Here is a 20,485-nt window from a genome sequence, read left to right on the forward strand (position 1 = left end):
GCCGCAGAAGTCAAGGGGGGGGCGGCGCTCAGGCCAGCACCACGCGGTCGCGGCCGTCCGCCTTGGCGCGGCGCAGGGCGCCGTCGGCCCGGTCGAAGGCCGCTTGGAGCGGCTCGCCCGCCGGACTGAAGCCCAGGCCGGCGCTGAGGGTCACGTGCTGCCCGCCGGTGAAGGCGCGGCGCGCGACCTCCGCCCGGACGCTCTCGATCAGTTCGGCGGCCTGCACGGTCAGGTCGGTCGGGTCCGGGCCGGGCGGCAGCAGCACCACGAATTCCTCGCCGCCCCAGCGGTACGCCTGCCCGCGCCCGGCCAGCACGTCCATGATCACGTCGGCCACGCCGCGCAGCACGCGGTCCCCGGCGGTGTGGCCGTGCGTGTCGTTCACGCGCTTGAAGTGGTCGATGTCCAGCACGGCCAGCGCCTGACCGTCCGGGCGGGGCGCGCGGCTGTCCTCGTCGAAGGCGCGGCGGTTCAGCAGGCCGGTCAGCGGGTCGCGCCGCCGCTCGCGTTCCCCGGCGACGAACCGACGGTTGATGTCCGTGAAGGCCGCGCCGTACAGCACGACCGTCAGGCACACCACCAGCATCAGCAGCGGCGTGTTGCCGGTCAGGGTGGGTTGCAGCCCGGCCTGCTGCCAGCGCCACAGCAGCAGCGTGGCGCTGGCGGTCAGGCCCAGCCCGGTCAGGCGGCCCATGCGGGCGTCGTCCAGGAACAGCAGCGTCCAGGCGAGCACGGTGCCCGGCCCGAGCAGCAGCACGACCGACAGCAGCAGCGGGTCGCCGCGCAACCCGCCGGGTCCGGACAGCGCCGCCACGACCGCCACGAAGGCGATGGTCACGGGCGGAAACAGCCGCCGCAGCGGGTCGTGCAGCGGCGTGGGCAGCAGGACGTGCAGCGCCGACGTCAGCAGCGCGAGGGCCGCGAGCGCCCCGATCACCCCCTGCGCCGCCGGGGACGCCCCGACCGTCCCGACGAGCAGGGACGCCGCGACCATCGGCAGCGCCACCCGGAAGTACAGCCGCCCGATCCGTTCCGGCAGGCTGTACGGGGTGTCGGGCCGGTCCGGCCGCGCGCCGGGATTCACGGCCGCCCCCCGCACCCGGCGGCGCGTGAGGACGGGCGGACCCCTGTGGACGTGAAGGTGACGGCAATGGACATACGGCAGCACTCCTCAATACGGATTCCGTATCAGCTGACCGCAGGATAGGAAGCGGCGCCTCCCACGACTCTGACAGGCGGCGGCGCCCGGCCCGTGTGAAGGGCGCCCGCGGCCGGGGTACGCTGACCGGCATGTTCCGCCGCGACCCGGCCCGCGCCGCCCTGACCGACCTGGGCGGCGTGCTGGGCCGCGACCTGACGCACCTGCGGCCGCTGCTGCGCGCCGCGCTGCCGGGCGGCGGCGTGATCGCCGTGGCGCGCGGCGGACGGCAGCTGAGCGCGCCGCTGCGCCTGCCGGGAGCGGCGGACGGGCCGTTCGAACTGGCGAGTGTCAGCAAGCCGTTCACGGCGGCGCTGGCGGCCGAACTGGTCCGCGCCGGTCAGCTGGACTGGGACGCGCCGCTGTCGGCGCTGGGCGGGCCGCTGCGGGGCCTGCCGCGTTCCGTGACCGCGTGGCGGCTGACGACGCACACGGCGGGCCTGCCGACCCACCCGGCGCGGGCGGCCGTGACGGTCCTGACCCGCTACCACGATCCCTACGGCGGCATGGACGCCCGCGCCGTTCTGGACAGCGTGCGCCGCTGGGCCGGGCCGCCCGGCCGGTTCCGGTACTCGAACCTGGGCGCGGGCACGCTGGCGCTGGCTGGGGCGGTCGCGGCGGGCGAGCCGTGCAGCGCCGCCGGGTACGGGCGGGCGCTGCGGCGCTTCGTGACCGGCCCGCTGAATCTGCACGTCACGCTGGACCCACCGCGCCTGTCCGGGCCGGCCGGGCCGCCCACGGGGTTCGGGCCGCTGGCGGGCGCGGGCGGCCTGTTCGCCTCGCCCGGCGACCTGCTGGCGTTCGGGCGGGCGCACCTGCACGGGCCGCTGGGCGATCACTGGGTCGCGGCGCAGCGTCCGCCGGGCCTGCCGGCCGGGCTGGAGGTCACGGCCGGGTGGCTGGCGCGCGGGCCGCTGCGCTGGCATGACGGCGTGGCCCGGCACGCCCGCGCCGGACTGGCCTTTCACGCCGGGACGGGCGCCGTCGCGGCGATCCTGGCACGCGGGGGCGAGCCGCTGCTGGGCCGCCGCGCGGCGCTGTCCGCCCTGCTGCTGCGCCTGCTGGAATGACCCCGCCCTGCCTGCGGAGCTGGGGTCAGGGCGTGGGCACGACCCAGGTGACGCTGCGGGCGTCCTGAAGGGCGACGGGCAGGGTGACGCTGCGCCAGTTACCGTTCTGGAGGCCCAGCAGGGTGTCGTGGCGGCGCAGGGCGCTGCCGGTCAGGGTGTACAGGAACCCGTCCGGGGTGACGGTCAGGTCCCGCAGGTCCGTGACGTTCTCGACGGTGGCGGCGGTCGCGGCGCGGCCGTCCCACACGCGCAGCGGTTCGCTGCCGGTGCCGGCCAGGGCGGGGTCGCGCCACGCGGCGAGCAGGTTCTGGGGGCCGCCGGTCCACAGGCGGTCGAAGCGGGTCGCGCCGAGGGCCGCGCGGGTCGTGGCGGGGTCCGGCAGGCCGGCCGGCGTGAGGCTCTGGACGCCCGTGTCGGTGGCGGCGATCAGGGTGCCGCCCAGGTTGGCGAGGTCGCGGATGGCGGGCGCCGCCTGCGGAAGGCTGACCTGCGCGGTCGCGTCGCCGGGCGTGACGGGCGCGGCGCGCAGGACCTCGCTGCCGCCGCCCAGGCGGGCGCGCGCGACGATGCCCACGTCGCCCTGCACGGCCAGACGGGTGGGGGGCGTGTCCGGGCCGGGGGCGGTGACGAGCGCGCCGGGCAGCGCGGCCGTCCAGACGAGCACGCCCGTCTGGTACAGCGCGAGGTTCTGCACGCCGCCGCAGTCGCTGAGGATCAGCAGGCGGTCACGGGCGGCGTTCTGCGCGGACCGCAGGTTGCAGCGGGGCGTGAACGCGGGGTCCGGGTAGGGGCGCGGGTCGCTCAGGTCGGGGGCGCGGCTCTCCACGCCGTCCTGGCGGGTCAGCAGCAGGCGCTGGCCGCCGGCGGGCGTGAACAGCTTCACGCCGCCCGTGACGGTCACGCGCGCTCCTTCCGGGGCACTCACCACGCCGCCGGTGTCGGTGGGCGTGACGGCGCGCAGAATGGTTCCACCGTCGCTCAGGACCGCCAGGGTCAGGGGGACGGCGGCCTCCTCGGTGCCGGTGCAGGCGCCCAGCAGGGCGGTCAGCAGCGCGGCGCCCAGCAGCCGGGCCGGAAGTGGGGAGCGGGCCGGGTGTCGGGGGTGGGCCGGGTGGTGGGGGTGGATCAGGGCAGGGCGGCGGGAACGCTGGAGCATGGGGGGCACCTCGGGCAGGGGGGTCAGGGACTGACCAGCGGCACGCGGACGTTGCCATCGGTCAGGTCGAACAGCGGGTAGAAGGTCTGTCCGGGCAGGCCCACCGCGAGGCGGTAGCGGCGCAGGCCCAGGTCCGCCTCGGCCTGCAGCGCCCAGCAGCAGCGGTCGATGGTCAGGCCGATCACCGGGGAGAGCGGCGCCGGGTTCTGCCGCACGCCGTCGAGCCAGGTGAAGGTCTGGCGCAGGCTGCCGCTCAGGTACGCGCCGGGCGCCTGCCCGCTGCGGCCGATGCCCACGCTGAGCCGCACGGGGTCCAGGGTCAGCGTGTCGGTGGCGCGGTCGTTCGGGAAGGTGCCGCTGCGGGTGCGGGTGTACGCGGCGCGGCCGGCCAGCGCGGCGCGCGTGCCGAACAGCCAGGAGGCGTCCAGGCTGGCGCGGCTCAGTTCGGTGCGCGGCTGGTCCAGGCCCGGCGTGTTCAGGGCGGCGCTCAGGGCGAGGTTCTGGCCGGGGCGAGTGGCGTTCACGCTGCCGCTCAGGGCGGGGCGCGTGAACCCGCCGCGCACGAGGTCGTACGGGCCGCCGTACGTGACGTTCCAGTTCGTGGCGCTGCCCTGCACCGTGCCGACGCTGAAGGTGAGGGTGCCGCTGTCCGGCGCGCTGGCGGGGCGGTTGAGCAGCAGGCTGTGCGCGGTGCTCAGGCGGTACGCGCCGCGCCAGGTGAGGCTGGCGTCCCCGATCAGCTGCGCGCCGCTGCCCTGGTCGGTGGTGCGGGGCAGCAGGCGTTCGCTGCCGCTCAGGGTCAGGGCGTTCAGGACGGTGTCGCGCGTGCGGGCCAGGGTGTAAGACACGCCGATCTCGTTCACGTCGGGCGTGCGGACGTTGTGGATCAGGTACGCGCTGAAGGTGTTCGTGCGGACGTCGCCGGTCACGGTGGCGCGCAGCGTGAGCGGCCCCGGACCGGTCTGCCGGGCGTAGCTGCCCGAGGCGCTCAGGGCGAGGTTCGGGGCGGGCCAGGCGCTGCTGCGCGGCCGGGCGGACGCCACCGTACCGGACGCCACCGCGCCGGACACCGCTGTGCCGGCCGTGACCTGCCCGGCATCCGGGTCGCTGAGGGTCGCCGTGAACGACGCGCTGTCCAGCTGCCGCGTGTACAGGTTCACGCTGCTGCTGGCGTCCAGGGTCAGGGGGCGGCGGTTGACACGCAGCGTGAAGTTCAGCGGCCCCTGCTGCTCGGGACTCAGGAACAGGTCGCGGCTGTACGACGCACCGAAGGTCACGTCGCGGGCCGGGACGGCCGACAACGTCACGCCCAGCGGGGCGCTCAGCAGGCGGCCGCCCAGCGCGTCGAAGGCGAAGGGACTGGTGCCCTCGGTGCGGTTGTACGCGCCGCTGACGCTCAGGGTGTTCGTGGTGTTGAACCGCTGCGTGAGGGTCGCGCCCAGTGTCAGCTGCACCGTGCGGGCGCCCGTGCCGTAGTACCGGCCGGTGAAGGTGTTCTTCAGGCTCAGGTCCGCGTCCTGCCAGGGGCGGGCGGTGTACGACAGGGCGTGCTGCTCCTCGAGGCGTTCGGTGGTGACGTTCGGCCCCTGCGCCGACGCGCTGCGCGACAGCGGGTTGCTGGCCCCGGTGTAGCGCCCGGCCGTCACGCGAACGTCCGCGCTGAGGTTCCCGCTCGTGTACACCTTGGGGTCCACCGTGACTTCCGGGAGTTTCAGGGGCGTGGACAGGGGCGTGGTGGGTTCCGGCCCGAAGCGGTTGATGTAGTTGAAGTCCGCCGTGAACAGCGGGTAGTCGGCCTTCGCGCCGAAGGTGACGTTCGTCACGCCGCGCTGCGGGTCGGTGTCGCTCCGCCCGACCTCGCTGCGGCTGACGTTCAGGGTGTAGTCCAGGTCGCGCAGCGCCAGGTCCAGCGGCAGGCGGCCCCGCACGCCGAACTCCAGGTCCAGGTCGTACCCGCTGCTGCCCACCGGGCGGGGGTTCGCCAGGGCGTACAGGTTCAGGCGGTCCACGAGCGGCAGCGGCGCGAACGACCGCAGGCTCACGCCCAGGCCCACGCTGGGATCGCGGTTCTGGTAGTAGCGCAGCAGCGTGGTGCCCAGGGTGCTGCTGCCCACGCTGAACGGCAGGTCGGCCTGCACGGTGTAGCCGTCCACGGCGTCCTGCCCGATTTCCAGGCGCGGCTGACGCTCGCGGTCGTTCAGGGGCAACACCAGCACCGGCAGGAACAGCACCGGCACGTCGGCCAGCAGCAGCTGCGCCCGGTACGCGACCAGCCGGTCGCCGGGGTACACGATCAGCCGCTCGGCGCGGAACGCGAAATCGTTCGGGGTGCGGCCGCAGCGGGCGCAGGTCGTGAAGTACCCGCCCGCGGCGCGCAGCTGCCCCGGAATGCGTTCGACCTCCTGGCCCCGGATTTCCAGCTGGCTGTCGCTGATCAGGACGTCCTCGCCCGTCACCTGCTCCTGCCCGAGTTCCACGACCAGGTTCTCGCCACGCAGGTCCTGGCTGTCGCGGGCGCTGCGGTAACTGGCCGCGCCGACCAGCGTCAGGACGCGGCGCGTGCGGTTGAACTCCACGCGCCGGGCCCGCACCACGTCGTCGTCCACGCGCAGTTCGACCGCCTCGCCCGAGATGATCACCAGTTCCTGGCCGTCCACCTGCCGCAGTTCCAGCGTGTCGGCCGAGATGATCCGCACCGTGCGCGCCCCGGCGGTGTCCAGCAGCCCCAGGCCCAGCAGGCCCAGGCCCAGCAGCGCCGCCCGCACGCGACGCCCCCGCCGGCCACCCCGGACGCGGCTCATACGGACTCCGATTGAATGGGCTGCAAAGCCCGCTGGGTCCGAGCGGATGCGAGTGAGAGAAAAACGGGTTCCGGACGTGGAGCCGGCAATCCGGTGAAGTTCCGGATTGTCGGCGAAACAAACGGAATCCGTATCATTCGGCGGGCGTTCCGGCGTGGGCCAGCGGGGCGGTCAGCGCGTCGGGAACCGCTGGCAGCTCGGGAGTGGGGAGGGCCGGGCCGGACGCCAGGACCGGCGAGGCCAGCGCCGGGGACAGCGCCAGCCCCCGCGTCGCCGGAAGCTGCGCGGCCGGGGCGCTCAGGGTGCCCAGCACCGTCCCCGGATAGTAGAAGCCCAGCACGTGCAGGTGATCGTACCCGGCGCGCGCCAGCCCCAGCGCCCCGTACTGCGACAGGCCCACGCCGTGCCCGGCGCCGCTGCCCTCGATCACCAGCGGGTTCAGGCCCGCCAGCGTCACGCGGGTCCCCGACGCGCCCAGCGACCGGATGAACCCCCCGGCCTTCGCGCCGCCCAGCCGCGAGGCGCCGGACGCCCCGACCAGCAGGATCTCGGCCGGGCGGCCCGAGGCGCTCAGGCGCGTGACGGTCACGCTACTCAGCGGCCCGACCTGCACGCCGTACTGCGCCGCCACCGCCTGCACCTGCGACAGCGGCACCTCCAGCCGCCAGCGGGCGCGCGGCCCCCCCGTCGAGAACGGGTCCGGGCGGGCCGTCAGGTACGGCACCTCGCTGCCCCACACCTCGGCGCTGGACGCCGTGAACCCGCCCGAATCACTGCTGAAGTACGTGCTGGCCGCCTTCGAACCGAACGCCACCACCTGCGCGCGCGTGGCCGTCACCGCCGCGTCCGTGGCGGGCTTCTCGGCCGGGACGCCCCCGTACACCTGACAGCTCTGCGTGGCGCAGGTGTCGTACGGCGCCGCCGGATTCACCCGCGCCGCCACGTACGTCCGCGCGATCACCGCCTGCGCCTGCAACGCCGCCGCCGGCCACGACGCCGGCATCTCGGCCGGCACCACGCCCCGCAGATACTCCTCGATGTCCACGACGTTCACGCCCTGCACCGCGCCCTTCTCGGCCCGCAGATGCACCCCGCCCCGGTACGCGCGGCCCGCGATCTCCACCGTGCGGCCCGCGCCGGGCGGCAGGTACAGCGTGGCGCTCCCGGTCGGCTGACCGTTCAGGGTCAACTGCGCCGCCGCGCCCGCCCCCACGACCCCCACCGTCCACGCCTGCGGGGGCAGCGCCGCCGCCGGCAACGCCGCCCCCACCGACCCCGGCGCGCCCGTCACGGCGGCCGGCGCGGTCGGCACCCGCACCGTCAACTGCGGCGCGGACGCCACCAGCACCCGCACATTCAGGGCGGACGCGCCGCCCGCCCCCAGCAGCAGCGCGGCAAGCAGGGAAACGCCGGAACGCAGACATGAACGCATGATCAACGCCGAGTATACGCGCGCCCCCCCGCACGCGACTGACAGCCGCGTGAGAAGCGCGCCATCATGCCACCCATGCCCCCCACCCCCACCCCCGGTCACGTCTGGGCGCACGTCGGCCAGCCGTTCACGCCCCCCACCCCCCGCCCGGACGGCACCCACTACGACTTCATCGTGATCGGCGCGGGCCGCATGGGCAGCCTCCTGACCCTCGCCCTGACCCGCGCCGCCCCGCAAGCCCACCTGCTGCTGATCGAACAGGGCGGCCTGCCCAACGAGGAAGGTCACACCATCCTCGCGCCCGGCGTGTGGACCACCGCCCACCTGCCCCCCGACCAGCACCCCGCCGCGCACGCCAGCCGCACCCTGATCGAGGAACTCGCCCAGCCCACCCACCGCCACCACGTCACGCTGCACACCCACGCCGCCCCCGGCAGCCTGCCCACCACCGACGCCCTGGCCGCCCACCCGGACAGCCTCGCCCTGCTCGACCCGGACGTCCTCACGCACGCCACGACCGACCCGCACGCCCTGGCCTACCGCCCCGGCACGCTCGCCCTGAACGCCGCCCAGACCGCCATCCGCGCCGGCGCGCACCTGATGCTCAACACCCGCGCCGCCCCCCACCCCGGCGGCGTGGTCACCGCCGAACGCCTGACCGTCACCAACACCCACCAGATCGTCACGCACGAAACCCACACCCTGCGCGCCCGGCACGTCATCCTCGCCACCGGCGCCGACGCCCCCACCCACGCCGAACAGCACCTCGGCATCCACACCCGCCACGCCCGCGCCTACCGGCAGACCCCGCACCTGAACGCCCCCAGCACCCCCACCAGCCCCACCCTGCACGTCGCCGGACTGACCCTCACCCCCCAGCACGGCGCGTACACCCTGCACCCCGCCACCCACCACCGCGACCCGCACGGCTACACCCCCACCGGCGGCCACCTGACCGGCGTCCCCACCGGCCTGCGCCGCGAAACACTCGAAGACCTCGTCGGACTCATGGACGCCCTGCCCATCCTCGCCACCCCTGCCCTCCACCTCGGCCGCAGCCTCAGCGACATCCCCGGCAGCTGGATCGCCCTCCCCCACGGCCACCCCCACCACCCACCCACCCACGAACCCCTCGACAACCACACCACCCTCCTCCTCGGCGGCCCACACGCAGACACCCTCGGCCCCCACACCGCCCAGGCACTCGCGCACCAACTGGCACAGCACCTCGCAGAGACGTAAAGAGGGGGGAAGCGCGGCTGCTTCGCATGACCCAACTGCTTCGCAGGACCCCTCAGTCAGCTTCGCTGACAGCTCCCCTCAAGGGGAGCCTAAAAAGCATGCTGACGCGGCTGGCACGGCAACCGCGCCCGTCGTTCGCGTAGCGCGCGGGGCGCACGCGGCGAAATCGGACTCGCAGAGCTGCGCAGCAGAGGATGGCGTGTGAGCCGTTTGCGGAGAGGGCTGGGGGGTGGGGAAGCACTCGCAAAGCCGCCCCTCCTGTTGTCTACCCCTTCCCACCCCGCCCATCACCCCTGGCGCCTAAGCTGTCGCCCATGAGCGCGGCGCGAATTACGGGCTGGTCAGGGGTGAACGCCTGACGGCCTGCGCGCTGCCAATCGTCCCCCACCCGCTGCCGGTGGGGGTTTTTTCTTTCGTAGGAATCAAGGGGTGATGCGTGGTGATGCAGGTCAGGGAGTTCAAACCGGGTGAGATGGACGCGATGGACGTGCTGCGGCTGGCGCTGACGAGCAAGGTGTACGGCGCGGCGATCGAGACGCCGGTGAGTGAGACGCCGTCGTTGAGCGCGCGGTTGGGGAACCGGGTGCTGCTGAAGCGGGAGGATCTGCAGCCGATCTTCTCGTTCAAGTTGCGGGGCGCGTACAACAAGATGGCTCAGCTCACGCCGGAGGAGCGTGCGCGTGGGGTGATCTGTGCGTCGGCGGGGAATCACGCGCAGGGAGTGGCGTTCGCGGCGCAGCGGTTGGGGGTGCGGTCGGTGATCGTGATGCCGGCGACGACGCCGGAGATCAAGGTGGGGGCGTGCCGGGCGCGTGGGGCGGAGGTGGTGCTGTTCGGGGATAGTTTCAGTGACGCGGAGGCCCATGCGTTCGCGTTGCAGCGCGAGCGGGGGTTGACGTTCGTGCATCCTTACGATGATCCGCTGGTGCTGGCGGGTCAGGGAACGGTGGCGCTGGAGGTGCTGCGGCAGGTGGAGGTGGACGGGCCGCTGACGGTGTTCGTGCCGGTGGGGGGTGGCGGGCTGATCGCGGGCGTGGCGGGGGTGCTGAAGGCGCTGCGGCCGGACGTGCGGGTGGTGGGCGTGGAGCCAGAGGACAGTGACGCGATGTTCCAGTCGGTGCAGGCCGGTGAGCGGGTGCGGCTGGACACGGTGGGAATCTTCGTGGATGGCGTGGCGGTCAAGCAGGTGGGGGCGTTCACGTTCGACCTGACGCGCCGGTACGTGGACGACTGGGTGCGGGTGAACACGGACGAGGTGTGCGCGGCGATCAAGGACGTGTTCGACGATACGCGGGCCGTGATGGAACCGGCGGGGGCGCTGGCGGTGGCGGGCCTGAAGAAGTACGTGGCCGAGCTGGGCGTGCAGGGCGAGACGCTGGTGGCCCTGACGTGCGGCGCGAACGTGAATTTCGACCGGTTGCGGCACGTCGCCGAGCGGGCCGAGGTGGGTGAGCAGCGCGAGGCGATTCTGGCGGTGACGATCCCGGAGCGGCCCGGCGCGTTCCGGGAGTTCATCGAGGTGGTGGGGGCGCGGGCGATCACGGAGTTCAACTACCGGTTCGCGCCCCGGTCGCAGGCGCAGATTTTCGTGGGGGTGCAGCTGGCCCGCGCGGGGCAGCGGGCGGAACTGGTGGCGGAGCTGGTGGGGTTGGGGTACGCGGTGGCGGACCTGACCGAGGACGAGCTGGCGAAGGTCCACGTGCGGCACATGGTGGGCGGGCGCGCGCCCGAGGCGACGGATGAGCGGGTGTACTCGTTCACGTTCCCGGAGCGGCCGGGGGCGCTGCTGGAGTTCCTGACGCACCTGCACGGGCGCTGGAACATCAGCCTGTTCCACTACCGGAATCACGGGTCGGCGCATGGGCGGGTGCTGGCGGGCTTTCAGGTGCCACCCGGCGACGGGGCGGCGTTCGCGGCGTTCCTGGCGGGGGTGGGGTACCCGGCGGTGGACATGACGGCGAACCCGGCGTACCGGTTGTTCCTGACCTGATCGGGCGTGGCCCCTGATCCTGCGTGGCGCGGGGGTTGGCCTTCTGCCTTCTGATCGCGAGGGGTACGCGCGGCTGGTGCTGGAGACGGGGGATCAGCAGGCGACGGCGCTGGCGCTGCACACGCGGACGGGGTTCCGGCGCATTCCGAACTTCGGGTACTGCGAGGGCGTGGAGAACAGCCTGTGTTTCGAGTTGCCGCTGGGCGGATGAACGCGCGCTTCACGGGGGGTCAAGTGGGCCTGAAGTGAACTCCCACCCCCCTCCCGGCGCGGCGTGGGACGGTGGGGCATGACTGAAGCCATGATCCGGGAGTGCATCGAGGCCTGTCTGGCGTGCGTGGCGGCGTGCGAGGAGTGCGCGGCGGCGTGCCTGTCGGAGCCAGAGATCGACATGATGCGCGGCTGCATCCGCCTGGACCGGGACTGCGCGGACGTGTGCGCCCTGACGGCGCGGCTGCTGATGCGCGGCAGTGACCTGCATGCGCAGGCGTGCGCGCTGTGCGCTTCAGCGTGCGAGGCCTGCGCGGCCGAGTGCGGCCAGCACCACCATGACCACTGTCAGCGCTGCGCCGAGGCCTGCCGCCGTTGCGAGGAAGCGTGCCGGAAACTGGCGGCCTGAACGGGGTTGCGGTGCGGGTGCGGGTGCCCGCCTAGGGGTCCGGGACCGGCCTGGGGGTGGGGGTAGACTGGACGGATGACGCTCCCTCTGCCCCTGCGTACGTCCGGTGATTCACTGGACGTACGTTTCGCTTTGGCCTATACTGCGCCGAGGTTGTTATGCTTCTAGCAGAAATTATCAGCGTAGGCACGGAACTGCTGTTCGGCGAGATCGTCGACAGCAACGCCGCGTTCCTCGCCCGTGAACTCGGGGCGCGCGGCGTCACCCTGCACCGCAAGACCGTGCTGGGAGACAACCTCCTGCGCCTGACGGACGCCGTGCAGACCGCACTCGGCCGCGCCGACCTGATCATCCTGGGCGGCGGCCTCGGCCCCACCGACGACGACCTGACCCGCGAGGCCATCGCCGCCGCCCTGAACGAAACCCCCACAGAGGACGCCGCGCAGCTCGCGCACCTGCGCGGCCTGTTCGAATCCCGCGGGCGCGCCATGCCCGAGATCAACCGCAAGCAGGCGTGGCTGATCCCCAGCGCCGAGGCCCTGCCCAACCCGGTCGGCACCGCGCCCGGCTGGTTCGTGCGGACCACGCGCGGCGGCACGCCGAAACTGCTGGTCGCGCTGCCCGGCCCGCCCCGCGAGATGCAGCGCATGTGGCGCGAGCAGGTGCTGCCGCGCCTGCCGATGCCCGCAGCGGCGCTGGAACACACCACCATCCACACCCAGGGCGTCGGCGAGAGCGCGGTCGCCGAACTGCTCGGCGACCTGACCCGGCAGGCGAATCCCAGCGTCGCCACGTACGCCCGCGCGACCGGCGTGGACGTGCGCGTGGCCGCCAGCGCCCCGGACCGCGATCAGGCCGCCGCGCTGCTGCACCCGGTCCGGCAGCGCGTCCGCGAACTGCTGGCCCGCTGGACCTGGGGCGAGGACGACCAGACGCTTGCCGGGGCCGCGCAGGGCGCGCTCGGCAGCCTCCGGCTGGGCGTCATCGAGGCCGGCAGCGCGGGAATGCTCTGCACGCTGCTGGCCGACCAGCCGGGCTTCCTGGACGCCGCCGTCACGCAGGACCACGCGCGCCTGATCACGCTGGGTCTGACGCCCGTCACGCTGCGCGGCGCCGGACTGGTCAGCGAGGCCGCCGCCCGCGAACTGGCCGCCGGGGCGCGCGAACACCTGGGCGCCGACGTGGGCCTCGCGGTGGTCGTCGCCACGACCGGCGAGCGGGCCGGGCAGGCCTTCGTGGCCGTGAACGTCCCCCGGCCCGGCCAGGAGCCGCTGGAACGCACGCTGCACGTCAACTGGCCCGGCGACGCCGCGCAGGTGCGGGAACGCGCCGCCGTGAGCGCCCTGTCCCTGCTGCGCGCCAGCCTCTCCTCCACGCCCGACCCCCACACCCGCACTGCCCCGGCCCCCGTACAGCGGCCCGAAGGAAGGACCGCATGAAGATCAAGAAGACCCACCGCCCAGCCCGCACCGCCTCCACCCCCGCCCCGGCCAGCGAGCCCGGTGCGCTGCGCCGCGCCGTCACCGAGGCGCAGGCCGACGCGCCACGCCGCGACCGCCCGGCCGGCCAGGGAGCGGGCAACCGCGGCGCGAAACCCACCCGGCCCGCGAAGGAAGGGGGCCGCCGGCCCACCCACGACGCCGCCCCCCGCGCGACCGGCTCCCAGCAGACCGGCGCCAGGCCAACCGGCGCCAGGCAGACCGACCCCCGGCAGACCGGCCGCCCGGAGTCCGGGTCCGGTCCCCAGCCGGCCGGCACGCAGCGCCTGTTCTTCGCGCTGAAGGTCCCCGCGAACCTCGTCGGGCCGCTGCGGGAAGCGCAACGCAAACTGCGCGGCAACTGGCGCCGCGTGGACGCCGACCAGCTGCACGTCACCCTGGCGTACCTGCCGGCCGTGCCCGCCGACCGCGTGGACGACCTCAAGCGCCTGGGCGTCACGCTCATGCAGGACCTGCCGCCCATGCAGGTCAGCCTGCGCGGCACCGGCTACTACCCCAACGAGGGCAGCCCCCGCGTGTGGTTCGTGAAGGTGGAAGCCGAGGGCCTGCCGGAACTGGCGCAGGCGCTGCGCGACGGCATTCACGCGCTGGGCCTGGAAACCGACGAGCAACCGTTCAAGGGGCACATCACCCTGGCCCGCAAGAAGGGACCGGCGCCGCGCGTGCCGCCCCTGACCTTCACCCACGGATGGCAGGCCGGCGGCGCGGTCCTGTACCGCAGCATCCTGCGTAAGACCGGCCCCATCCACGAGACCGCCAGCAGCTTCCGCTTCCGCGCGCCGCTGCCCACCACACCGGACCCCCTGGCCCCGGACCTCCTGGCACCGGACTCTGCCCACGACACCCCACCGGCCGAACCGGCCGTCACCGACCCGCAGTAACCCCACCCACGCCGCAACCCCCGCCCCGCACCGGAAGGCCAGCGGGCAAGGAGACCCCATGAGCAAGGAAAAAGAGATCACCGCCGCCCCCACCGACGCCAAGGAACGCGCCAAGGCCATCGACACCGCCATGAGCCAGATCGAGAAGGCGTTCGGCAAGGGCAGCATCATGAAACTCGGCGCCGAGAGCAAACTCGACGTGCAGACCATCAGCACCGGCAGCCTCAGCCTGGACCTCGCGCTCGGCGTGGGCGGCGTGCCCAAGGGCCGCGTCACCGAGATCTACGGCCCGGAATCCGGCGGCAAGACCACCCTGGCCCTCAGCATCATCGCGCAGTCCCAGAAGGCCGGCGGCACCGCCGCGTTCATCGACGCCGAACACGCCCTTGACCCCGTGTACGCCCGCGCGCTCGGCGTGAACACCGACGAACTGCTCGTCGCGCAGCCCGACAACGGCGAACAGGCGCTGGAAATCATGGAACTGCTCGTCCGCAGCGGCGCCATCGACATCGTCGTCGTCGACTCGGTCGCCGCCCTGACCCCCCGCGCCGAAATCGAGGGCGAGATGGGCGACAGCCTCCCCGGCCTCCAGGCCCGCCTCATGAGCCAGGCGCTGCGCAAACTCACCGGCATCCTCAGCAAGACGAACACCGCCGCCATCTTCATCAACCAGGTCCGCGAGAAGATCGGCGTCATGTACGGCAACCCGGAAACCACCACCGGCGGCCGCGCCCTGAAGTTCTACGCCTCCGTGCGCCTGGACGTCCGCAAGATCGGGCAGCCCATCAAGGTCGGCAACGACGCCGTCGCCAACACCGTCAAGGTCAAGACCGTGAAGAACAAGGTCGCCGCGCCCTTCAAGGAAGTCGAACTGGCCCTCGTGTACGGCAAGGGCTTCGACCAGCTCAGCGACCTCGTCACGCTCGCCAGCGACATGGACATCATCAAGAAGGCCGGCAGCTTCTACTCGTACGGCGACGAACGCATCGGCCAGGGCAAGGAGAAAGCCATCGCCTACATCGCCGAACGCCCCGAGATGGAAGCCGAGATCCGCGAACGCGTCCTGAACGCCATCCGCACCGGCAACGCCCCGGAACTGCCCACCAAACCCATCTCCGAGTGACGTTGATGGGCGAAGGTTGATGGTTGAAAGGTGAGGGGGAGGGGTCAGCGGGCCTCTCCCCCTCTGTCATGCAGGCAGTCATGCGGACTCCGGCGGAGTCCGGATCACTTCCAGACGGTCACGGTGTCCGGCGCGGCGAGGGTCAGGGTGCGGGTGGCCTCCTCACTGCCGTAGTTGGATTCGTCCTGTACGACGTTCCAGCCGGCCTTCAGGGGCAGGTCCACGGTGACGGACTCCGGCATGCCCCGCTCCGGGACGCAGCGCGCCGCGCCGCTGACCGTCACGTCCGACGGGCTGAACACCAGCTGCTGGGTGCGCACGCGGTTCGCTGCGTCCGGCTGGCCCCTGAGCAGGTTCGTTTCCGGCTTCAGGATCGCTGCGGCGTTCCACAGGTCCACTCCCACGATGCTGCCCACGCTGGGGAACGACCGCCCGCCGGGCGCGACGTGCAGTTGACCCAGGGGAAAGACGGCAGCGGCCGGATCGCTGAACGTCACCTTGCCGGTGCGGGTCACGCAGCCCAGCGGTTCCAGGATCAGCCAGTCTGCGAGGGACACCAGCGACCCCGTGAGCCGCTCGGGGGCGGGCAGCGGCAGCGTCCATTCACCGGCGGCGCTGACCGTGCCGCGCGCCGCCTGCATCAGGCGGTCGTCCCCGCCCGGAAATTCCAGCAGCAGGCCCACCGAGGCCGGCTGGCCGGTCCAGCCGCCCACCGTGCCGCGCAACACGGGCGCGTCCGACTGCGCCCACACTGAACCGCCCAGCAGGGCCACGCACACGGCCAACGTTCTCCATCGCATGGCTCAGTGTAGATGGCCCCGCGTCGATAGCCCTGTGTCGATAGCCCCGCGTCGGTGGCTCCGCGTAGGCCGCTGTGCCTACCCGGCCGTCCCTCTTTCGGCGGATGCCGCGTCCGGCGCGGGCGGCGCAGACTGGGCGCAGGCTTCGGGGTGGGGTTTCCGCGTGGGAGACATCGACAACCCACGCCCAAAGTCAAAGCCCCCCACCCGAGTGAAGGTGGGGGGCTGCTTCGTTGCCTGCCGGGATTTACCGGCGGGCGAACTTCCAGGCGGCGGGCAGCAGCAGCGCGGCCAGCAGCAGCTTGATGCTGTCGCCGATGATGAAGGGGGTCAGGCCGGCGGTCATGAGGGCGGCGCCCTTCAGGCCGGTGATGGCGCCCAGGACGGGCAGGCCGATGGCGTAGATGAGGACGCTGCCGACCAGCATGGCGAGGCAGGTGCCCAGGAAGCGGCGGTCCAGCCCGAAGCGTTCGACCAGGAAGCCGACGAGCGCGGCCGCGAACGGCCAGCTGATGACGTACCCGATGCTGGCGCGCAGGCCGGTGCCCGTGGAGTTCATGACGCCGCTGGCGCCCCCGGCGTACACGGGCAGTCCGGCGGCGCCGGCCAGGGCGTACAGCAGCACGGCGGCGAAGGCGCGTTTCCAGCCGAGGGCCGCGCCGACCAGCAGCACGCCCAGCGTCTGGAGGGTCATGGGGACGGGTTGCAGCGGCACCTCGGCCTGCGCGAGCAGCGCGATCAGGGCCGCGCCGCCGCCGACGAGCAGCAGGTCACGGGCGAGGCTGGGAGTGGGGGCAAGCTGGCGGGCCAGGGTGGGGTGGGTCAGGGTCATGGTGAGTCCTCCTTTGCGGGGGTGAGGGGCGGGCAGAACAGCAGGCAACGCGGCGGGTCGCTCAGGGAGCGGGGCCGCTCCGGGCGGCGTCCGGGGCAAGGGTGCCGACGAGTTGCACGTCGCCGGCGCTGACGGTGCGGGGGCCGCCGGCGGTCGTGACGATCAGGCTGCCCTGCGCGTCGAGATCGGTGGCGACGCCTTCCAGCGGACCTTCGTGCGTGTGGATCAGGACCGGGCGGCCCAGGGTGACGTTCGCGGTCCGCCAGTCGCGCAGGGTCTGGGCGGGCGGGGCGGCCAACGCGCGTTCCAGTTCGTTCAGGAGGGTGCCCAGCAGGGCGGCGCGGGTGGGTTCGGGGGTGCCGGGGGCCCGCAGGGCGCTCAGGTGCGCGGCGTCGCGTGGGGCGGCAGTGACGTTGATGCCGATGCCCAGGACAGCGCGGCGGGCTTCCTCGCCGCGCAGGTCCGCTTCGAGCAGGATGCCGGCCAGTTTGCGGCCGTCGGGGGCGAGCAGGTCGTTCGGCCATTTCAGGCCGCCCACGCCGGCGGCGCGTTGCACGGCGACGCCGGCGGCCAGTGGCATGAGGGGCAGGTCCGCGAGGGTCAGGGGGCCGCCGCGCAGGTTGCGGGTCAGCAGGACGCTGAAGACCAGGGTGCCGTGGGTGGTGTCCCAGCTCCGGCCACGGCGGCCACGTCCGGCGGTCTGGCGTTCGGCGACCATGACCGCGCCGTGCGGGGCGGGCTGGTCGGGGTGGTCGGCCCAGGCGCGCAGGGCGTCCTGGGTGCTGGTGACGGTGCCGTGGTAGCGCATGGCCTGTCCGAGGGTGCCGCTGCGGGGGGTCAGGGGTGGGGTGGGCGTGCCGGGGGGCAGGGCGTACCCGGCGCGGGTGACCTGCACGGGCACGCCAGCGTCGATCAGCTGGCGGGCCAGGGTGTTCACGGTGACGCGGTTCACGCCGAGGGCCTGCCCGAGCGTGTCCCCGGTCTGGGGGTGGTCGGTCAGCAGCGGGAGGAGGCGGTCGGGCATTCGTTCAGTGTTTTACCCGCTCGGGTGAACGAAGGCAATGAACCGGGTTCAGACAGCGGTCGCGGGCGCCGGGCCGGGGGCGGGCCGGGGGCGGGGCGGGGGCCTGCGGGTGAGTGTGTCGCGCAGGTCACGGGCGCGTCAGGTGCATTTGCTAGACTGCGCGCATGACGATGGTGCGGCAGACCAAGCAGCGGGCGGCGGTGATCGAGGTCCTGCGGACCGCGCGGTCCCACCCGGACGCCGCGTGGATTCACGCGCAGGTGCGCGGGCAGTTGCCCAGCGTGAGCCTGGGGACCGTGTACCGCACGCTGGACGCGCTCGTGCGTGACGGCGTGGTGGTCACGCTCGAACGCGCCGGGCAGGCCACCCGCTACGACTACAAGCACGAGGGCGACACGCACCACCACGCGGTGTGCCGCAGTTGCGGTGCGATCTTCGACGTGGACGCCGCCGTGGTGCCCACCGTGCCCGCCTCGGCCTTCCCGGCCGGATTCCAGGTGACGGACGTGCGCCTGGAATTCATGGGCGTGTGCCCCGGCTGTCAGGCGCAGGCCGCCGAAGCCACCGGGGACTGAACCCGTCCGGCGCCGGCTGCGGGCGGTTCGTCCCGGCAGGCGGGCGGTACTCTGCCGGGTATGACGCCCGCGCCGCCCCCAGCTCCTGAAGTGCAGGAGTTCCCCACCTACCGCCTGCCGACCTTCCTGCCGCCGTTCCTGCTGGGCTGGGGGGTGGGGGCCGCCCTGACGTTCACGGTGCGCGCGGTCGGCGGGGCGCTGCTGGGTGATCCCTGCGAAGGCCGCACGCTCCTGGCGCTGCTGCTGCCGCTGCTGCTGGGGCCGGGCGGACTGGCGCTGACGGCCGCCAACTGGCGGCGGCCCCGCCGGGCGGCGCTGGGCCTGGGATTGGTGGCGGCGTCGCTGATGCCGGCGCTGTACGTGGGCGCGCAGGACATCGGGGAGTTGCGCCGCACCGGGTGTGCCGGCGGGTACGTGGTCGTGTCCCGCGCGGCCGCTGATGGCGGGCCGGGCGGCAGCATCAGCAGCCTGCGGCTGGAGGCCGGGTCGTCCGTGACGGTCACGGCGCGGGTGGGCGGCTACACCCCGCAGACGCATCCAGGGGTGTTCACAGTGCAGGCGCAGACGGCCGCGCCGGGCGTGACGGTCACGCCGGGCCGCACGCGGGTGCGGGTGGGCGAGGACTTCCCGGTGACGGTGATGGTGTCGGCGCAGACGCCCGTGAACACCTACACCGTCGGGATCGGGGCGCGCGAGGCTGCGGGGGACCGTCCGGCCGAGGCGGCCGGGACGCTGGAACTGAACGTGCGGCCCGCGCCGGGCACGGGCGTTCCGGCTCCGGCCGACGCCACGCAACCCTGACCGCCCGGCCCCCGACCGTGGGGTGAGGGGCGGGCGCGGGCGGGATGGTACGCTCGGTCGGTGGATGTGACGGAACTTTCCAGCATTGCCCTTCAGACGTTCCTGACGATGCTGGTCGTGATGGACCCTATCGGGCTGGCGCCGATCTTCATCGGGCTGGCCGGGAACCGCCCGAGCTTCGAGCGGCGGCGCGTGGCGCTGAAGGCCTGCGTGGTGGCGGGCATCATCATCCTGCTGTTCGGTCTGTTCGGCCGGGAACTGCTGGGGCATCTGGGCATCAGCCTCAGTTCGTTCCGGATCGCGGGCGGCATCCTGCTGTTCCTGATCGCGCTGGACATGGTGTTCGCGCGGCCCAGCGGCAGCAAGGAGACCGCCGAGGAGGAGCAGGAGGCGCAGCAGCGCGAGGACATCAGCGTGTTCCCGCTCGCCATTCCGCTGATCGCGGGGCCGGGCACGCTGGCCAGCATCATGATTCTCGCAGCGGACGCGCACGGGTCGCCGCTGCTGCTCTCGGCGGTGTTCCTGGTGACGGCCGCCGTGCTGCTGCTGTGTTACCTGGCGCTGCGCCTGTCGGGGCAGATCGCGCGGGTGATCGGCCTGACCGGCGTGCATGTGGTCACGCGGGTGCTGGGCGTGCTGCTGGGGGCGCTGGCGGTGCAGTACGTGGCGGACGGCACGCTGGAACTGATCCGGGGCGGCCTGAAGACCGGCTGGGTGCCCGGCACGCTGCCCTGGCTGGGCTGACGCGGCGTGCGCTGACCCGGCGGGCGGCGTAGGCCATTCGCCGCAGGGTGTGACAGGAATCACTAAGCGTCCCAGCGCAACATTCGCCTGACGGCCGCGCCTTAGAATGCCGTGCATGACCTCCAGAAAGGACGTGCAGGAAGACACCCGAATACCCCGGATCGCGGCCGACCTGAACGCGCCGCGCGTGCTGGTGCTGAACGCATCGTACGAGCCGCTGCACGTCACGAGCGCCAAGCGGGCCATCACGCTGGTGCAGTACGGCGTGGCCGAGATTCTGGAGGACAGCGCGGACGTGGTCCGGTCGCCCAGCACCGTCCTGAACGTGCCCAGCGTGATCCGCCTGCGCCGTTACGTGCGCCGCCCGCGCGTGCACCCGGTGCCGTTCAACCGCCGCAACGTGCTGCGCCGCGACACCTTCACCTGCCAGTACTGCGGTTCGGCCGAGGAACTCACGCTCGATCACGTCCTGCCCCGCTCGCGCGGTGGGCGGCACACCTGGGACAACGTCACGACCGCCTGCCGCGCCTGCAACCAGCGCAAGGGCAACCGCACGCCCGAGGAGGCCGCCATGCCGCTGCGGACCCGGCCGCGCGCGCCGACCTTCGGGGTGTACGCCCACGGGCAGTTCGCGCACTGGCAGCCGCAGTGGAGCCGCTACCTGGGCGGCTGACCCCGGCACCCGTGTGGCTGGCTGG

The 20,485-nt window shown here is 73.2% G+C and carries 19 protein-coding genes; 12 read left to right on the forward strand and 7 right to left on the reverse strand.

The genetic code is table 11. The annotated features are described in order from the left end of the window. Positions 1–28: 28 nt before the first annotated feature. Positions 29–1,084: a GGDEF domain-containing protein gene (locus CBQ26_RS11315; protein ID WP_143342062.1), complete on the reverse strand. Its 1,056-nt coding sequence runs from the start codon at positions 1,082–1,084 to the stop codon at positions 29–31. Positions 1,085–1,290: 206 nt separating this feature from the next. On the opposite strand from CBQ26_RS11315, the gene CBQ26_RS11320 reads away from it, so the two are divergent. After that, positions 1,291–2,268 (forward strand): serine hydrolase domain-containing protein, encoded by a 978-nt coding sequence (locus tag CBQ26_RS11320; RefSeq protein WP_088248744.1) that lies wholly within the window; start codon positions 1,291–1,293, stop codon positions 2,266–2,268. Between the two features lie 25 nt (positions 2,269–2,293). Here the strand turns inward: CBQ26_RS11320 and CBQ26_RS21895 are convergent, their stop codons facing one another. From CBQ26_RS21895 to CBQ26_RS11335, 3 genes are all read right to left on the reverse strand, one after another. Beyond that, positions 2,294–3,424 carry a hypothetical protein gene (locus CBQ26_RS21895; protein ID WP_229844133.1) on the reverse strand — a complete coding sequence of 377 codons (1,131 nt, stop codon included), beginning with the start codon at positions 3,422–3,424 and terminating at the stop codon, positions 2,294–2,296. A gap of 23 nt (positions 3,425–3,447) precedes the next feature. Then, complete coding sequence (locus CBQ26_RS11330; protein ID WP_088248745.1) at positions 3,448–6,225, reverse strand: LPS-assembly protein LptD; 2,778 nt, start codon at positions 6,223–6,225, stop codon at positions 3,448–3,450. A gap of 133 nt (positions 6,226–6,358) precedes the next feature. Then, positions 6,359–7,657, reverse strand: a complete 1,299-nt coding sequence (locus CBQ26_RS11335) for a SpoIID/LytB domain-containing protein (RefSeq protein WP_088248746.1) — start codon at positions 7,655–7,657, stop codon at positions 6,359–6,361. A gap of 75 nt (positions 7,658–7,732) precedes the next feature. Between CBQ26_RS11335 and CBQ26_RS11340 the strand changes: the two genes are divergently transcribed. From CBQ26_RS11340 to recA, 7 genes are all read left to right on the forward strand, one after another. Then, positions 7,733–8,899, forward strand: a complete 1,167-nt coding sequence (locus tag CBQ26_RS11340; RefSeq protein WP_244898030.1) for an FAD-dependent oxidoreductase — start codon at positions 7,733–7,735, stop codon at positions 8,897–8,899. A gap of 442 nt (positions 8,900–9,341) precedes the next feature. Then, a complete protein-coding gene (gene ilvA, locus CBQ26_RS11345) occupies positions 9,342–10,889 on the forward strand; it encodes a threonine ammonia-lyase, biosynthetic (RefSeq protein ID WP_088248748.1) in 1,548 nt (515 codons plus the stop codon). A 76-nt stretch (positions 10,890–10,965) separates the two neighbouring features. Beyond that, entirely contained in the window at positions 10,966–11,100 is a 135-nt protein-coding gene (locus CBQ26_RS22835) for a hypothetical protein (protein ID WP_268248319.1), read from the forward strand. Positions 11,101–11,178: 78 nt separating this feature from the next. Further along, positions 11,179–11,508 (forward strand): four-helix bundle copper-binding protein, encoded by a 330-nt coding sequence (locus CBQ26_RS11350; protein ID WP_088248749.1) that lies wholly within the window; start codon positions 11,179–11,181, stop codon positions 11,506–11,508. 158 nt (positions 11,509–11,666) lie between these two features. Further along, complete coding sequence (locus CBQ26_RS11355; protein WP_088248750.1) at positions 11,667–12,947, forward strand: CinA family nicotinamide mononucleotide deamidase-related protein; 1,281 nt, start codon at positions 11,667–11,669, stop codon at positions 12,945–12,947. After that, the gene (gene thpR, locus CBQ26_RS11360) at positions 12,944–13,888 is read left to right on the forward strand and encodes an RNA 2',3'-cyclic phosphodiesterase (protein ID WP_088248751.1); all 945 of its coding nucleotides are present in this window, start codon (positions 12,944–12,946) and stop codon (positions 13,886–13,888) included. Before CBQ26_RS11355 ends, thpR begins: the two co-directional genes overlap by 4 nt. 58 nt (positions 13,889–13,946) lie before the next feature. Beyond that, positions 13,947–15,011 (forward strand): recombinase RecA, encoded by a 1,065-nt coding sequence (gene recA, locus CBQ26_RS11365; protein WP_088248752.1) that lies wholly within the window; start codon positions 13,947–13,949, stop codon positions 15,009–15,011. A gap of 104 nt (positions 15,012–15,115) precedes the next feature. Here the strand turns inward: recA and CBQ26_RS11370 are convergent, their stop codons facing one another. The 3 genes from CBQ26_RS11370 to CBQ26_RS11380 form a co-directional block, all read right to left on the reverse strand. Further along, entirely contained in the window at positions 15,116–15,811 is a 696-nt protein-coding gene (locus CBQ26_RS11370; protein ID WP_143342063.1) for a hypothetical protein, read from the reverse strand. Positions 15,812–16,058: 247 nt separating this feature from the next. Continuing rightward, the gene (locus CBQ26_RS11375) at positions 16,059–16,643 is read right to left on the reverse strand and encodes a biotin transporter BioY (RefSeq protein WP_088248754.1); all 585 of its coding nucleotides are present in this window, start codon (positions 16,641–16,643) and stop codon (positions 16,059–16,061) included. A 61-nt stretch (positions 16,644–16,704) separates the two neighbouring features. Further along, positions 16,705–17,667, reverse strand: coding sequence for a biotin--[acetyl-CoA-carboxylase] ligase (locus CBQ26_RS11380; RefSeq protein ID WP_088248755.1), 963 nt, complete (start codon positions 17,665–17,667; stop codon positions 16,705–16,707). Positions 17,668–17,831: 164 nt separating this feature from the next. On the opposite strand from CBQ26_RS11380, the gene CBQ26_RS11385 reads away from it, so the two are divergent. The 4 genes from CBQ26_RS11385 to CBQ26_RS11400 all read left to right on the forward strand — a co-directional run bounded on the left by CBQ26_RS11385 (position 17,832) and on the right by CBQ26_RS11400 (position 20,460). Further along, the gene (locus tag CBQ26_RS11385) at positions 17,832–18,242 is read left to right on the forward strand and encodes a Fur family transcriptional regulator (protein ID WP_088248756.1); all 411 of its coding nucleotides are present in this window, start codon (positions 17,832–17,834) and stop codon (positions 18,240–18,242) included. 60 nt (positions 18,243–18,302) lie between these two features. Next, on the forward strand, positions 18,303–19,043 hold the full coding sequence (locus CBQ26_RS11390; RefSeq protein WP_229844131.1) for a hypothetical protein: 741 nt from the start codon (positions 18,303–18,305) through the stop codon (positions 19,041–19,043). A 60-nt stretch (positions 19,044–19,103) separates the two neighbouring features. Continuing rightward, positions 19,104–19,787 carry a MarC family protein gene (locus tag CBQ26_RS11395; protein WP_078301100.1) on the forward strand — a complete coding sequence of 228 codons (684 nt, stop codon included), beginning with the start codon at positions 19,104–19,106 and terminating at the stop codon, positions 19,785–19,787. Positions 19,788–19,902: 115 nt separating this feature from the next. After that, positions 19,903–20,460, forward strand: coding sequence for an HNH endonuclease (locus CBQ26_RS11400; protein ID WP_088248757.1), 558 nt, complete (start codon positions 19,903–19,905; stop codon positions 20,458–20,460). Positions 20,461–20,485 lie beyond the last annotated feature (25 nt).

The sequence above is a fragment of the Deinococcus indicus genome, from assembly GCF_002198095.1.
GTDB lineage: Bacteria > Deinococcota > Deinococci > Deinococcales > Deinococcaceae > Deinococcus > Deinococcus caeni.